At 73.5% G+C, this 13,421-nt stretch carries 13 protein-coding genes and 1 pseudogene; 8 read left to right on the top strand and 6 right to left on the bottom strand.

Going from position 1 to position 13,421, the window contains the following annotated elements:
• Positions 1 to 4: 4 nt before the first annotated feature.
• A complete protein-coding gene (locus HCJ94_RS04175) occupies positions 5 to 577 on the bottom strand; it encodes a dihydrofolate reductase family protein (protein ID WP_240943911.1) in 573 nt (190 codons plus the stop codon).
• A gap of 119 nt (positions 578 to 696) precedes the next feature.
• On the bottom strand, positions 697 to 1,350 hold the full coding sequence (locus HCJ94_RS04170) for a class I SAM-dependent DNA methyltransferase (RefSeq protein ID WP_167999612.1): 654 nt from the start codon (positions 1,348 to 1,350) through the stop codon (positions 697 to 699).
• Between the two features lie 211 nt (positions 1,351 to 1,561).
• On the opposite strand from HCJ94_RS04170, the gene HCJ94_RS04165 reads away from it, so the two are divergent.
• The 3 genes from HCJ94_RS04165 to HCJ94_RS04155 all read left to right on the top strand — a co-directional run bounded on the left by HCJ94_RS04165 (position 1,562) and on the right by HCJ94_RS04155 (position 4,106).
• Entirely contained in the window at positions 1,562 to 1,795 is a 234-nt protein-coding gene (locus tag HCJ94_RS04165) for a hypothetical protein (protein ID WP_167999611.1), read from the top strand.
• Between the two features lie 74 nt (positions 1,796 to 1,869).
• On the top strand, positions 1,870 to 2,469 hold the full coding sequence (locus tag HCJ94_RS04160; RefSeq protein ID WP_167999610.1) for a TetR/AcrR family transcriptional regulator: 600 nt from the start codon (positions 1,870 to 1,872) through the stop codon (positions 2,467 to 2,469).
• Complete coding sequence (locus HCJ94_RS04155; RefSeq protein ID WP_167999609.1) at positions 2,466 to 4,106, top strand: isovaleryl-CoA dehydrogenase; 1,641 nt, start codon at positions 2,466 to 2,468, stop codon at positions 4,104 to 4,106. Before HCJ94_RS04160 ends, HCJ94_RS04155 begins: the two co-directional genes overlap by 4 nt.
• 397 nt (positions 4,107 to 4,503) lie before the next feature.
• On the opposite strand, the pseudogene HCJ94_RS29900 reads toward HCJ94_RS04155, so the two are convergent.
• Positions 4,504 to 4,941, bottom strand: a pseudogene (locus HCJ94_RS29900) (SRPBCC family protein); the annotation flags it as partial.
• A 105-nt stretch (positions 4,942 to 5,046) separates the two neighbouring features.
• Entirely contained in the window at positions 5,047 to 5,664 is a 618-nt protein-coding gene (locus HCJ94_RS04145) for a pyridoxamine 5'-phosphate oxidase family protein (protein WP_167999608.1), read from the bottom strand.
• 148 nt (positions 5,665 to 5,812) lie between these two features.
• Here HCJ94_RS04145 and HCJ94_RS04140 point away from each other — a divergent pair, with 148 nt between their 5' ends.
• The 3 genes from HCJ94_RS04140 to HCJ94_RS04130 are packed head-to-tail and all read left to right on the top strand — an operon-like array spanning position 5,813 to position 7,963.
• Positions 5,813 to 6,319, top strand: coding sequence for a DUF2231 domain-containing protein (locus HCJ94_RS04140; protein WP_167999607.1), 507 nt, complete (start codon positions 5,813 to 5,815; stop codon positions 6,317 to 6,319).
• The gene (locus HCJ94_RS04135) at positions 6,316 to 6,852 is read left to right on the top strand and encodes an Hsp20/alpha crystallin family protein (RefSeq protein ID WP_167999606.1); all 537 of its coding nucleotides are present in this window, start codon (positions 6,316 to 6,318) and stop codon (positions 6,850 to 6,852) included. The genes HCJ94_RS04140 and HCJ94_RS04135 overlap by 4 nt, the downstream gene beginning before the upstream one ends.
• Before the next feature lie 7 nt (positions 6,853 to 6,859).
• Complete coding sequence (locus tag HCJ94_RS04130; protein ID WP_167999605.1) at positions 6,860 to 7,963, top strand: glycosyltransferase family 9 protein; 1,104 nt, start codon at positions 6,860 to 6,862, stop codon at positions 7,961 to 7,963.
• 7 nt (positions 7,964 to 7,970) lie between these two features.
• Here the strand turns inward: HCJ94_RS04130 and HCJ94_RS04125 are convergent, their stop codons facing one another.
• Together HCJ94_RS04125 and rfaE2 are read right to left on the bottom strand one after the other, a co-directional pair.
• Positions 7,971 to 8,849: a glycosyltransferase family 2 protein gene (locus HCJ94_RS04125; protein WP_167999604.1), complete on the bottom strand. Its 879-nt coding sequence runs from the start codon at positions 8,847 to 8,849 to the stop codon at positions 7,971 to 7,973.
• Positions 8,846 to 10,609, bottom strand: coding sequence for a D-glycero-beta-D-manno-heptose 1-phosphate adenylyltransferase (gene rfaE2 / locus HCJ94_RS04120; RefSeq protein ID WP_167999603.1), 1,764 nt, complete (start codon positions 10,607 to 10,609; stop codon positions 8,846 to 8,848). The genes HCJ94_RS04125 and rfaE2 overlap by 4 nt, the downstream gene beginning before the upstream one ends.
• 125 nt (positions 10,610 to 10,734) lie before the next feature.
• Between rfaE2 and HCJ94_RS04115 the strand changes: the two genes are divergently transcribed.
• The gene (locus HCJ94_RS04115; protein WP_167999602.1) at positions 10,735 to 11,286 is read left to right on the top strand and encodes a type 1 glutamine amidotransferase domain-containing protein; all 552 of its coding nucleotides are present in this window, start codon (positions 10,735 to 10,737) and stop codon (positions 11,284 to 11,286) included.
• Between the two features lie 403 nt (positions 11,287 to 11,689).
• Positions 11,690 to 13,357, top strand: a complete 1,668-nt coding sequence (locus HCJ94_RS04110) for an MDR family MFS transporter (RefSeq protein WP_167999601.1) — start codon at positions 11,690 to 11,692, stop codon at positions 13,355 to 13,357.
• Positions 13,358 to 13,421 lie beyond the last annotated feature (64 nt).

Below are 13,421 nucleotides of genomic sequence, written 5' to 3'. Positions count from 1 at the left end.
GCGGTCATCGTCTCCAGAACAGGAGGTGGGTGACTCCGCTGGGGCTCGGCACTGACTCGAGGTGGAAGCGGTCGAGAAGATCGGTGTGGCTGTCCCACAGCCGTTCGCCTCGGCCGAGGTCGACGGGTGCGACGGCGATGTGCATGGTGTCGACCAGGTCGGCCTCGATGAACTCGCGGATGGTGGCGACTCCACCACCGAGGCGTACGTCCCGACCAGCGGCGGCTTGCTTGGCGCGTGCCAGCGCCTCGGCCGGGCTGGCATTGAGGAAGTGGAATGTGGTGTCGGACAGGGTGAACGACGGGCGTTCGTAGTGGGTGAGGACGAAGACCGGCGTGTGGAACGGTGGGTTGTCCCCCCACCATCCCTGCCACTCGTGGTCCTCCCAGGGGCCGCGTTGGGGGCCGAACTTGTTTCGGCCCATGATCTCCGCGCCGATGTTGTGGTCGTAGTCGCGGGTCAGGTAGTCGTCCAGGCCGCGAGTGCCGCCGGGTTCGGTGCGGTACACGAAGCTGGCCGTAGCGGCGCGCCAGGCGAACAGGGGGGTGGGGTCGGCGTGGCCGAAGGGCCGCTCCAAGCTTTGCCCCTCACCGGTACCGAACCCGTCACGCGACACGTTGAAGCACTGCACCCTTAACAGCTGCGGCACGGATCCTCCTGGGCGGCTATCGAGCATTTTCCGGTCAACACCACTGGTTACGACGGCTCCGGCCTCCGCGCCAACAGGCACGCCTGCTGGCGCTTCAGCCCTTCGCCCGGCTCCTGTACGAGCCGGGCGACGACGCCCAGTCCGGCGCGGCTCAGCAACTCGGCCACGCGGTCCGGCGGCAGCAGGTGGGTGTCGTAGGACACCGGGTGGCCGTACGCGTGCGCGGGGCGCAGGCGGTCGTCCCCGACGTGGAACCCCACCAGCACGTGGCCGCCGGGGGCGAGCGCCCGGTGGAACTCGGCGAACACCGCCGGCAACTCCTCGGGAGGCAGGTGGTGAACGGACCACCAGGCGACGATGCCACCGAGCTGCCCGTCGCCGACGTCCAGCGCACCCATCGAGCCCACGTCGAAGCGCAGGTGCGGGTACGCCCGCCTGGCGACCTCCACCATCTTCGGCGACAGGTCGACGCCGAACACGGACACGCCCAGCGACTCCAGGTGGGCGGTGACGTGGCCCGGACCGCACCCGAGATCGGCGACCCGCCGCCCGCCGCCGGCCCGTACGAGCTCGGCGAACGCGGCGAGCATTCCGCGGCCCAGCGGATCTGCCGCGAACCGTGGCGGCACGAGCTTCGCGTAGTCCTCGGCGACGGCGTCGTACGACTCCCGTACGGCGACGAGGTGGGACGGCTCGGTCATGCGGAGACACTACTGGGCGCGTCCGACCTGGAGCGTCGGGCGAGGTGCCTGGCCGAGTAGTCGGCCTGCGTCAGACTCGGCGCATGTCCCTCGCCAGCAAGCTTCAGATCAAGCCGGGGCAGGACGTCGTGGTGCTGCGGAAGCGGATGACGTCGAGATCGAGGGCGCGTCGAGCGGTGCGGTCGAGGCCGCTGCCTCGACCGACGGGGCGGTGGTCTTCGTAACCAGCGCGGAGGATCTCGCCACCCCGGACGTGGAGGCGGTCCTGGCCCTCGCGCGACGTGACGCCCTGGCCTGGGTGGCCTACCCGAAGGGCGGCCAGCTCGGCACCGACCTCAACCGGGACCGGATCGCGGCGCTGCTGGGCGAGCGTGAGGTCCAGCCGGTGCGCCAGATTTCCATCGACGGCACCTGGTCCACACTGAGGTTCCGTCCCGCGCGCTGATCGAACCCGACACTCACCGGCGGTCCCCGTCCCGACCCTTGCCGGCAAGAAGTGAACGGTGATTCAATCCTTGCGTGGCGTACCGGACGACCGAGCGGGTGAAGGCCCGGCTCAACGCGTCCCGGGAACGGACGATCGCGGCGGCGCTGGAGATCATGGCCGAGCACGGGTACGCCGGCTGCACCGTCGCCGCCGTCGCCGACCGCGCCGGCATCGCCACCGGCAGCGTCTACCGCCACTTCCCGACCAAGGCCGACCTGTTCGCCGAGGTGTTCCGGACGGCGTCGCAGCGCGAGGTCGACGCGGTCGCCCGCGCCGCGGCGCGGGAGCGTACGGCGGCGGCGCGGTTGGCGGCCGTCGTCGCCACGTTCGCCGGGCGGGCGTTGCAGGCCCCTCGGCTGGCGTACGCGCTGCTCGCCGAGCCCGTGGACCCGGCGGTCGACGCGCAGCGGCTCGTCTTCCGCCGTGCCCACGCCGACCTGATCGCCGCGTACGTGGCGGCCGGCGTGGCCTCCGGCGAGCTGCCCCCGCAGGATCCCGAGCTGACCGCGACCGCGCTCGTCGGCGCGCTCGCCGAGGCCATGGTCGGCCCGCTGGCCGCCGGGGTCGCCGGCCCGGACACCATCCCCGGACTGACCCGATTCATCCACCGCGCGCTGGGAGTGTCACCGTGACGACGCACGAGGTGTTCAACCAGGTTCCCCCGCTGGTCGGCTACGACGCGGCGGACGACCCGGCACTGCTGGAGGGCCTCGACCGGGAGGGTGCCGGCTGGGCGGCCGCCGAGCTGCACGACCTCGGCCGGCTCGGCGGCGGCGCGGAGGCGATCGAGCACGGCCGGCTGGCCAACGAGTACCCGCCGGTGCTGCGTACCCACGACCGCTACGGCCACCGCGTCGACGAGGTGGAGTTCCACCCGTCCTGGCACGAGCTGATGCGGACGGCGGTGACCCACGGTCTGCACGGCGCGCCGTGGGCCGACGACCGGCCGGGCGCGCACGTCGCCCGCGCCGCGAAGTTCTACACGTGGCGGCCGGACGCGGGGCACGGCTGCCCGATCTCGATGACGTACGCGGCGGTGCCGGCCCTACGGCACGCCCCGGAACTGGCGGCGCGGTACGAGCCGTTGCTGACCGCCTCGGCGTACGACCCGGGGCTGCGTCCGCCGCAGGGCAAGCGCGGACTGCTGGCGGGCATGTCGATGACGGAGAAGCAGGGCGGGTCGGACGTCCGTGCCAACACCACCACCGCCCGGCCCGAGCCGGACGGCAGCTACCGGCTCGTCGGGCACAAGTGGTTCACCTCCGCGCCGATGTGCGACCTGTTCCTCACGCTCGCCCAGGCCCCCGGCGGGCTCACCTGTTTCCTGGTCCCCCGGGTGCTGCCCGACGGCACGCGCAACCCGATGCGCCTGATGCGGCTCAAGGAGAAGCTCGGCAACCGGTCCAACGCGTCGTCGGAGATCGAGTACGAGCACGCGGTGGCCTGGCGGGTCGGGGACGAGGGCCGGGGGGTCCGCACGATCATCGACATGGTCAACATGACCCGGCTCGACTGCCTGATCGGCGCGGCGGCCGGGATGCGCCAGGGAGTGATCACCGCGGTCCACCACGCGGCGCACCGCCGGGCCTTCGGCCGCTACCTGGTCGACCAGCCGCTGATGCGCAACGTGCTGGCCGACCTGGCGGTGGAGTCGGAGGCGGCGACCGTACTCATGCTGCGGCTGGCGGGCGCCACGGACCGTTCGGCGCGCGGCGACGCCGGCGAGACCGCCGTCAAGCGGTTGGCCGTCGCGGTCGGCAAGTACTGGGTGTGCAAGCGCTGGCCGGGCCACGCCGCCGAGGCCCTCGAATGCCTGGGCGGCAACGGCTACGTCGAGGAGTCGGGGATGCCGCGGTTGTTCCGCGAGTCGCCGCTGAACTCGATCTGGGAGGGGTCGGGCAACGTGGCCGCGCTGGACGTGCTGCGCGCCCTGACCCGCGAGCCGCAGGTGCTGGCCGCCTTCGAGGCGGAGGTGGACGCCGCCGCCGGCGCGGACGCACGGCTCGACGCGGCGGTGCGGCGGCTGCGCGCCGAGCTGGCCGACCCGGGTGAGGCGGAACTGCGGGCCCGGCACGTGGTGGAGCGGCTCGCGCTCGTGCTGCAGGGCTCGCTGCTGGTGCGCCACGGCCACCCGACCGTGGCGGACGCCTTCTGCGCGTCCCGGCTCGGCGGCGAGCACGGCTACGCGTACGGGACGCTGCCGGCGGGCGTCGACCACGCGGCGATCATCGACCGGGCCACCCCGAAGGTGGGCTCACCGCAGGCGTGAGCCGTGGACGGTGACTGGTCAGCCGCAGGCGGCCTGACGGCACGGGAACCGTGTACCGGGCAGCCGGAGGGCCCGGCGCCATCCCGCGAGCGGGGGCTACCGGGCCCGTCCGGGCGACGCACGGTCAGAGGCTTCGCCGGGGCTCCGGCTGGTAGCTGGCGACGCCACTCTCGGGGACGTCCGTCACCACGTACTCCGTCTCGGTGGCGGGTGTCGGCGTGTCGTCCTCGTCGCCGTCGGCGCGGTGCTTCGACACGGCAGCCGCGGCCCCGGCGACCGCCGCGCCGGCCACCGTCGCTCCGGCGGCCACCGCCGTGCCGGAGACACCGGCCTTGCCGCTGTCGCCCCGGGTGCCCGCGGCGTACTCGACGCCCGGCGTGCCGACGCCGGCGCCGGTGTCGACCGTGCCGCGCCAGGCACCGGTCTCGGCGCCCCGGCTCTCGATGAACGACTTGAACCGCTCCAGGTCGGACTCGGCCTGCCGCTCGACGACGTTCAGCTTGTCGCCGGTCTTCTCGACCAGCCCCTCGGGCTCGTACTCCAGGTGCAGCCGGACCATCGTGCGGTCGGTGTCGACCGGCTGGAAGTAGACCGCGCCGGCGTTGGTCGCGCCCTCGGTCGCAGCCCAGGCGACCTTACGGTCGGGCACCTGCTCCAGGATCGTCGCGTCCCATTCGCGCCGGACCCCGGCGATCTCGGCGACCCAGTGCATCCGCCGGTCGTCGAGCTGGCGTACCTCGCGGACGCCGCCCATGAACTTCGGGAACTCCTCGAACTGGGTCCACTGGTTGTAGGCGGTGCGAACCGGCACCTGCACCTCGATGGACTTCTCCACGGTCGTCCGTCCTTCCTTCGACCCGTGTCCAGGGGGTTGCCGCTGCGTACAGCGGCCGTCGAAGGAATCAGTACCCTCGGCCGTCAGCTCAAACGTCCGGTCGGCTCAGACGTAGAGGCGGCGGGTGTACTCCGGGCCGTAGTGGCGTTCCAGGTCGGCGAGGCTCTCCGCCGGCGCCTCCACCTCCTTGACCAGGCGCGCCCGGGACGGCAGTACGTCCGGTGACCAGGTCTCCGGCCGCCACAGGTCGGACCGGAGGAACGCCTTCGCGCAGTGGTAGAAGATCTGCTCGATCTCCACCACGACGGCGAGCACCGGGCGGTGCCCGTTGACCACCATGGAGTCGAAGAACGGCGCGTCGCGCAGCAGCCGGGCCCGCCCGTTGATCCGCAGGGTGTCGGTGCGCCCGGGGATGAGGAAGATCAGCCCGACGTGCGGGTTGTCGAGGATGTTGCGGTAGCCGTCGGCGCGCTTGTTGCCGGGCCGCTCGGGGATGGCGATGGTCGTGTCGTCGAGCACGAGGGCGAAGCCGGGCGGGTCACCCTTCGGCGACACGTCGCAGGTGCCGTCCGCGCCGGCCGTGGCGACCAGGCAGAACGGGGACGCGGCCAGCCACTGGCGGTCGCGCTCGTGCAGGCGCGTCCGCTCCTTCGCGGCGGCCCGGGGTGCCGGCGTGCCGAGCAGTTCCCGCAGTTCCTCGTGTGTGGTGATCTCCACCGTCACGTGAGCCTCCCCCGTTCCGTTGACCGTGGTGGCGACGTACCGCCGTTCCACAGCCTAGGCGGCCCCCACCAGGGCGAGGTTTGCCCGCCGGAGGCAGGGGTACCGCCTCACCCGACCCGCCGGCAGGACCCGAGCAGGAGGCCCGGTCATGGAGAGCCGACTCAAGGTGCTGGGCCACCCCGTCCACCCGATGCTGGTGATGTTCCCGGTCGCCCTGCTCGTGACCGCGGTGCTCTTCGACATCGTCGACACCGTGGGCGGTCCGGACTTCCTCGGCGAGGTCGCGTACTGGAACATCACCGTCGGGCTGGTCGGCGGCCTGCTGGCCGCGGCGGCCGGGACGTTCGACCTGTTCGCCATCCCGACCGGCACCCGCGCCAAGCGGGTGGCCCTCACCCACGCCGCCGCGAACGTGGCGGTGATCCTGCTCTTCGCCGCGGTCTGGGCGGTCCGGCTCAACGCCGACTCCCGGGCGGCCGGCGGCGCGCTCATCGCGATCGAGGTCGTCGCCCTGGCCATCCTCGGCATCAGCGCCTGGCTCGGTGGGGAACTGGTCGACCGGCTCGGCGTCGGCGTCGACCGCGACGCCAACCTGGACGCGCCCAGCTCGCTGCGGTCCCCGGCGACCACCCAGCGGATCGGAGAGGTGAGATGAGCGAACAGTCAGGTGGCGGTCTCGGTCGGGGTTGGCGCGGCCGGCAGCAGGGGTGGGACCCGATGGGCGAGTTGCAGTCGCTGCGCGCCGAGCTGAGCCGGCTGGTCGGGGGCCGCTCCGGCTCGCCCGACCTGGAGCTGAACGAGACCGCCGACGGCTGGGAGGTCGTGGTACGGCTGCCCGGCGTGGCGCCCGAGGAGGTGGCGGTCGAGTTGGACGACCGCGAGCTGTGCGTACGGGCCCGGTCGGAGGCCGAGGTCAACGCGGACCACGGCATCCCGGGCGGCTTCGAGACCCGCGGCTTCGAGTACCGGGTGGACCTGCCCTCGCGGGTGGACCCGGACGCCATCGACGCGGTGATGGACCACGGCCTGCTCCGGGTGCGACTGCCCCGGGCCGCGCGGCCCGCGCCGCGCACCATCACCGTCGGCCGCACCGGCACGCGCGGCTTCACCGGGGGTACGCCGAAGCCGGTCGACCCGGCCGCGGACCGGGAGCTGCACCACCCCGACACCGAGCTCGACCGGCCGTAGGGGTCACGTGGCCGCCCCGACCCTGCTCGGCCCGACCGCCGAGCGCGTGCCCGACGTCGAGCGGATCGCCGTGCTCCGGGCCAACGCGCTCGGCGACTTCATCTTCATCCTGCCGACGCTGGACGCGTTGCGGGCCGCGTACCCCGGGGCGGAGATCGTGCTGCTCGGCGCGCCCTGGCACGCGAAGCTCTGGCGCGACCGGCCCGGCCCGGTGGACCGCGTCCTGGTGGTCCCGCCCGCGCCCGGGATCCGCGCCCCGGACCCGGGCGAACCGGAGTCGGCGATGGAGGACTTCCTCGCGGCGGCCCGCAAGGAACGCTTCGACCTGGCGTTGCAGGTGCACGGCGGCGGCGCCAACTCCAACCCGGTCGTCGCCGCTCTCGGCGCGCGGCTGACCGCCGGCCTCCGCGCCGAGGACGCGCCGCCGCTGGACCGCTGGATCCGGTACGTCTACTACCAGCACGAGGTGATCCGCTACCTGGAGGTCGCGGCGCTGGTCGGCGCCCCGGCCACCACGATCGTGCCGACGTTGGCGGTGACCGACGCCGACCGGACCGAGGCGGCCGAGGTGCTCGGCCCGCCGCGGCGACCACGGGTGGCGCTGCACCCGGGCGCCACCGACACCCGGCGGCGCTGGCCCCCGGAGCGATTCGCCGAGGTGGCCCGGGAACTGCACGGCGACGGCTACGAGGTGCTGGTCACCGGCACGCCCGGCGAGCAGGAGGTGGTGGACGGGGTGGTCGCGGCGGCCGGGGTGCCGGTCCGGCCGCTGGTCGGCACGCTCAGCCTGGGCGGACTGGCGGCCTGTTACGCCGACTGCGCCCTGGTCGTCTCCAACGACACCGGCCCGCTGCACCTGGCGGCGGCGGTGGGTACCGCCACGGTGGGCATCTTCTGGGTCGGCAACCTCATCAACACGGCGAACCCGCTGCGCGGCCGGCACCGCCCGATCAGTTCCTGGGCCGTGCACTGCCCGGTCTGCGGCGTCGACTGCACCCCGGGCATCTACCCGCACCGCCCCGGCGACGGCGAGTGTCCGCACCGGGACTCCTTCGTGACCGACGTCCCGACCGTCGAGGTGCTGGAGGCCGCCCGCGAGCTGCTGGCGTGAGAGCGGGTCAGGCCGGTTGCCGGGCGTCCTCCTCGGCGAGGACCACCTCCCACGCCTCCACCTCGCGCTCGGTGACCGTGGTCGGGGACTCCAGGTGGTACGCGCCGCTGGGCAGGATTCCGGCGCCGCCGTGGCGCGCCAGCACGGCGAGCTGGGCGGCGACGTCCTCGCCCTGGTGCTTCTCCTGCACCCGCCGCCAGAAGTCGAAGCCGCCCGCGTCGAGCAGCTTCGCCCGGTCGTACAGCACGCAGCCGCCGATCCAGGACACCTTGTACGCCCGCCACGCCCCCGGCGGCAGGTTCTGCTTCTCCGTCACGTGCAGCAGGTTCGCCGCCGGGTGGATCGACGCGCGGTGCCACTCCGGGGTGCCCGGGCGGATCCGCTCCGGCACCGGCGGCCCGTCCCACTCCTCGTAGTGCCGGTGCGTCTCCGGGCGCACGTCGTCGACGTACGACAGGCCGTGCACCGCGTTGCCGACGAAACCGCAGCGCAGCTCCTCCATGGCGGTGACCAGTCGGCGCAGCGTACCGGGTTCCAGCCACACGTCGTCGTCGAGGCAGAGCACGTACCGGGCGGCCGAGGCGGCCAGCAGCGACGCCCGGTGCTCCGCCAGACCGCGGCGCGGCAGCCGGCGGGTGAGCAGCACCGGGTGCCCCCGGTGGCGCAGCGCCCGGACCATGGTGGCCGCCGCCGGGTGCGCGTACGCGGGCTCCCCGTCGGACTGGTCGCTGACCACCACCCCGAAGCCGGGCACGCCCTCCTGGGCGGCCAGCCCGGACAGGGTGACCGCCAGTTCGGCCGGCCGGTTCCGGGTGGGGATCAGCACGTCGAGGTGCCGCTCGGCGCGGAACTGGTCGGGGGCGCCGAGGTCGAGCGGACGGTTCACGCCTGGCCCGCCGCCGCGTCGGTGGTCACGTCCTGGCCGTGCGCGCGGATCCGGTCGATGATCGCCGAGGTGGACCGGTCCGGCACGTACCCGAGGGTGCGGACCTGCCCGCCGAGGCGGCGCACCAGCGGTGCCTCCGGCACCATCTCCGGCGGGTAGTCGCCGCCCTTGACGTACACGTCGGGGCGGACGGTCTCGATGAGCCGGGCCGGCGAGTCCTCCTCGAAGACGACCACGTGGTCCACACAGGCCAGTGCGGCCAGCAGGGCCACCCGGTCCTCGACCGGGTTCACCGGTCGGTCCGCGCCCTTGAGCCGGCGGACGCTGCCGTCGGAGTTGACGGCCACCACCAGCAGGTCGCCGAGCGCGCGGGCCTGCTCCAGGTACCGGACGTGACCCCGGTGCAGCACGTCGAAGCAGCCGTTGGTGAAGACGACCGAGCGGCCGGCGCGCCGGTGCTCGTCGGCGATCGCCGCCAGCTCGTCGGCATCCACCAGGGTGGGCCGGCCGTCGGTCTCGGCCGGCTGGTCGAGCGCGGTGAGCAGGTCCTCCCGACGGCACACGCAGGTGCCGGTGTCCGAGACGGTGATGGTGGCCGCGAGCTGGGCCAGCTGCGCGGCGGTCGGCAGCGGCGCGTCGGCGGCCAGCGCGAGCGTCATGGCCGCGAGGTACGCGTCCCCGGCCCCCACCGCGTGGCTGGCCGGCACCGGCGTGCTGTGGCTGCGGCGGCGCTCCCCGTCGGGCCCGCCGACCACCGCACCGTCGGTGTCCAGGGTCACCGCCACGACGTCGGCGCCGGTGTGCGCCCGCAGTTCGGCCAGGCGGGCCTCGGCCAGCACCGCCCGGTCCACCCCCTCGCCGGCGGTCGCGTTCACGGTGACGCCGGTTCCGGTGACGCTGAGACCGTCCCCGGTCATCGCCACCCGGTCCTCGCCGGGGCCCGGTTCGCCGGTCGGCCCGAGCCGGGCGCAGGAGCCGTCGCCGGGCGCCACGCCCACGGTCAGCTCGGAGGGGCCGTCGGGCGGGTCGCCGCCGGGGTGGTCCAGGTGCAGGGCGTTGGTGCTGGGTCGGGCCGCCGCGCGGGCGAGCAGCCGGCTCGCCTCGGCGAAGCTCGGCGTCACCACCGTCGGGGCGAGGCCCCGCCAGTCGGCGAGGTCGTGCGCGTCGAGCGCGACCGTCGCGTACCGCTCCCGGTTGGCCACCAGCCAGGCGCGGACCGGCGCGGGCAGCGCGCCCAACGCGTAGTCGCAGACCACCAGGGTCGGCGCCTCGCCGCCGGCGACCGCCCGCAGCTCCTCCGTGGCGCAGTCGAGCGCGGTGAGCAGCCGGGCCACGGCCTCGTCGTCGAGTGTGTCCTCGGGGTCGCCGGAGTCCTCCCGGAGCAGGATCTGGTTGCCGGCCAGCATGCGCCGCTTGACGGGCGTCGGGCGGCCCGGCTGGCTGACCGTCCGGTCCCAGACGGCGGCCCGGTCGAGGCAGTCGTGCAGCTCGTCGCCGGCCACGTCCGCGCCGACCGGGGCGACCAGTGCGACCCGCCCGCCGAGCGCGGCCACGTTCACGGCGGTGTTCGCCGCACCACCGGCGGCGGAGATCCGCCGCCGGAGCGTGAGGACCGGGGCGGGTGCCTCCCGGCAGAGCCGTTCGGACTCGGCGAACCGCCACTCGTCGAGCATCGCGTCCCCGAGGACCAGGACGGGGCGCCCGAGCCAGCTCTGCACCACGGCGGCGAGCCGGCGCTGTTCCGCTGCTGCTCCTGCCATGCCTTCCGGGATCCCCCCGGTCCGCCGGGTCAAACGTGCGCCCCGCGCGGGGGTGACGGTCGCCGCGTTTCGGTCCTCGGGCGGCGGGAACCGACGAAACGTATCCGGAGAGGAGACGTACCGAGATGGCAGCGACGACACTTCAGGGCAAGCGGATCGCCTTCCTGGCCGCCGACGGGGTGGAGGAGGTCGAGTACGTCCAGCCCCGCGAGGCGGTGGAGCAGGCCGGGGCGACGGTCGAGCTGGTCTCGCCCAAGCCGGGTGAGATCCAGTCCTTCAACCACCTGGACCAGTCGAAGACGTACCCGGTGGACGTGGCCGCCGGCGACGCGGACGCCGGCCGGTACGACGCGCTGGTGCTGCCGGGCGGGGTGGCGAACCCGGACTTCCTGCGGACGGACCCGGACGCGGTCCGGTTCGTGAAGGCCTTCTTCGAGGCCGGCAAGCCGGTCGGGGTGATCTGCCACGGCCCGTGGACGCTGGTCGAGGCGGACGTGGTGCGCGGTCGCCGGCTGACGAGCTGGCCGAGCCTGCGCACCGACCTGGTGAACGCGGGCGCGGAGTGGGTCGACGAGCAGGTGGTGACGGACAACGGCCTGGTCAGCAGCCGCAAACCGGCCGACCTCCCGGCCTTCTGCGCCAAGATCGTGGAAGAGTTCGCCGAGGGCCGCCACTGACCCACCCGCCCTCCCGCGTCGATCATGAAGCTGGCGGGTGGGTTGATCTCCGATCCACCCGTCAACCCCATGATCAACCGGGGGTGGCCGGGGTGCGGGTGGCGGCGGACGCCGCCCAGGCCGTTTCCTCGGTCTCCTTGCGGGCGCGGCCCTCGCGGCTGGTACAGCTGGTACGGGACCGTCACGTACGTGATGAACGACCCGAAGCCGGACACGCCCGCCGCGGTGAAGACGAGCCGGAAGTCCCGCGAGGTGCGGAGCGGGGTCAGGTCCAGCGCGAGCCGGCGGAGCAGTGCCACGAGCGACCATGCGCACGTGCCGCCGCCACGGCTGTCGAGGCGTTTTCCGCCGGGACGGGGGTCCACCGGGCGCATGTTCCGGACAGGCCGGGAAATGACGCGGAATGACGACGCAGACCCCGGTGTTGAGCGCGCGCCAGATCCGGTTGCTGATGGTCGGGTTGATGACCGGCATGCTGCTGGCCGCACTCGACCAGACGATCGTGGGAACCGCGCTGCCGACGATCGTCGGCGAGCTGGGCGGGATCAACCACTACTCGTGGGTGGTGACCGCGTACCTGCTCGCGTCGACCGCCTCGACCCCGCTGTACGGCAAGATGGCCGACCTGTACGGCCGGCGACCGGTCTTCCTCTTCTCGATCGGGGCGTTCCTGGTCGGCTCGCTGCTCGCCGGCCTGTCCCAGGACATGACCCAGCTGATCGTCACCCGGGGCGTGCAGGGCCTGGGCGCGGGCGGCCTGATGACGCTCGCGTTCACGATCATCTCGGACGTCGTGCCACCGCGGGAGCGGGGCCGCTACCAGGGCCTCTTCGGGGCGGTCTTCGGGCTCTCCTCGGTGGCCGGTCCGCTCGTGGGCGGCTACTTCGCCGAGACGGACTGGCGGTGGATCTTCTACATCAACGTGCCGCTGGCCATCCTCGCCATCATCGTCTGCTCCCGGGTGCTGCGCCTGGTGCCGTTCACCCGCCGGCAGCACGCGATCGACTGGCTCGGCGCGGCGCTGCTGGTCGCCGGCGTGAGCTCCCTGCTGCTCGCGCTGAGCTGGGGCGGCAACGAGTACGCCTGGGGCTCCGGCGTCATCATCGGCCTGTTCGCCGCCGGGGCGGTGCTGGGCGGGCTCTTCGTGGTCCAGGAGGCCCGGGTCGCCGAGCCGATCCTGCCGCTGCGGCTGTTCCGCAGCGCCACCTTCGCCCTGTCCAACGCGGCCGGCTTCGTGCTCGGTCTGGTGATGTTCGGCTCGATCATCTTCATCCCGCTCTACCTCCAGATCGTCAAGGGCGCCTCGCCGACCCGCAGCGGTCTGCTGATGCTGCCGATGATGGGCGGCATCATCGTCACCTCGGTGCTCACCGGGCGGGCGATGAGCCAGATCGGCCGGTACAAGTGGTTCCCGGTGGCGGGCTCGGCGGTGCTGCTGGTCGGGATGCTGCTCTTCACCCGGCTGGAGGTCCGCACCTCGCTGTGGCTCGCCTTCTTCTTCATGGTGGTGATCGGCATCGGACTCGGCCTGTGCATGCAGTCGCTGATCCTCGCCGTGCAGAACGCCGTGTCGATGCGGGACCTGGGCGCCGGCACCTCCTCGGCCACCTTCTTCCGGTCGCTGGGCGGGTCGTTCGGCGTGGCGATCCTCGGCACGGTGCTCTCGTCCCGGCTCACGTCGGAGCTGGCCGGCCGGCTGCCCGGCGCGATCGCCCAGCTGCCGCCCGAGCAGCAGGCCGCCGTCGCGGCCAGCGGCGGCGCCGACGTGTCGGTCAACGACCCGGCGACGATCCTCGCCCTGCCCGGGCCGGTTCGCGCGGCCGTGCAGACGTCGTTCGTGGAGGCGCTGGACCTGGTGTTCCTCACCGCCGGGCTGATCGCGATCGTGGCGGTGCTGGTCACCCTGGCCCTGCCCGACGAGAAGCTGCGCGGGGCGGGTCCGGAAGGCGCGACCGGCGGCACGGACGGCCTCGGCGGCGACGCCCCGGCCCCGGGCGGCAAGCCCCTGGCGAAGGAGTCGAAGGAGGAGGCCGCCGCCGAGATGGAGGCCAAATCCCAGACGCTCCTCTGATCCGGGCGGCTCCGGAGGGGCTGTGGATCATGTAACGGAATCACGTACGTCGACGTCCATATGG

Origin of the sequence: Micromonospora thermarum (assembly GCF_012034245.1) — a bacterium.
Classification (GTDB): domain Bacteria; phylum Actinomycetota; class Actinomycetes; order Mycobacteriales; family Micromonosporaceae; genus Micromonospora; species Micromonospora thermarum.
This window is presented reverse-complemented; position numbering and strand designations above follow the sequence as displayed.

Excerpts from the sequence above, each read along its gene's own strand:
- HCJ94_RS04170 (WP_167999612.1), bottom strand. The coding sequence starts at position 1,350 with ATGACCGAGCCGTCCCACCTCGTCGCCGTACGGGAGTCGTACGACGCC.
- HCJ94_RS04140 (WP_167999607.1), top strand. The coding sequence starts at position 5,813 with ATGGAGAGCCGACTCAAGGTGCTGGGCCACCCCGTCCACCCGATGCTG.
- HCJ94_RS04135 (WP_167999606.1), top strand. The coding sequence starts at position 6,316 with ATGAGCGAACAGTCAGGTGGCGGTCTCGGTCGGGGTTGGCGCGGCCGG.
- rfaE2 (WP_167999603.1), bottom strand. The coding sequence starts at position 10,609 with ATGGCAGGAGCAGCAGCGGAACAGCGCCGGCTCGCCGCCGTGGTGCAG.
- HCJ94_RS04115 (WP_167999602.1), top strand. The coding sequence starts at position 10,735 with ATGGCAGCGACGACACTTCAGGGCAAGCGGATCGCCTTCCTGGCCGCC.
- HCJ94_RS04110 (WP_167999601.1), top strand. The coding sequence starts at position 11,690 with ATGACGACGCAGACCCCGGTGTTGAGCGCGCGCCAGATCCGGTTGCTG.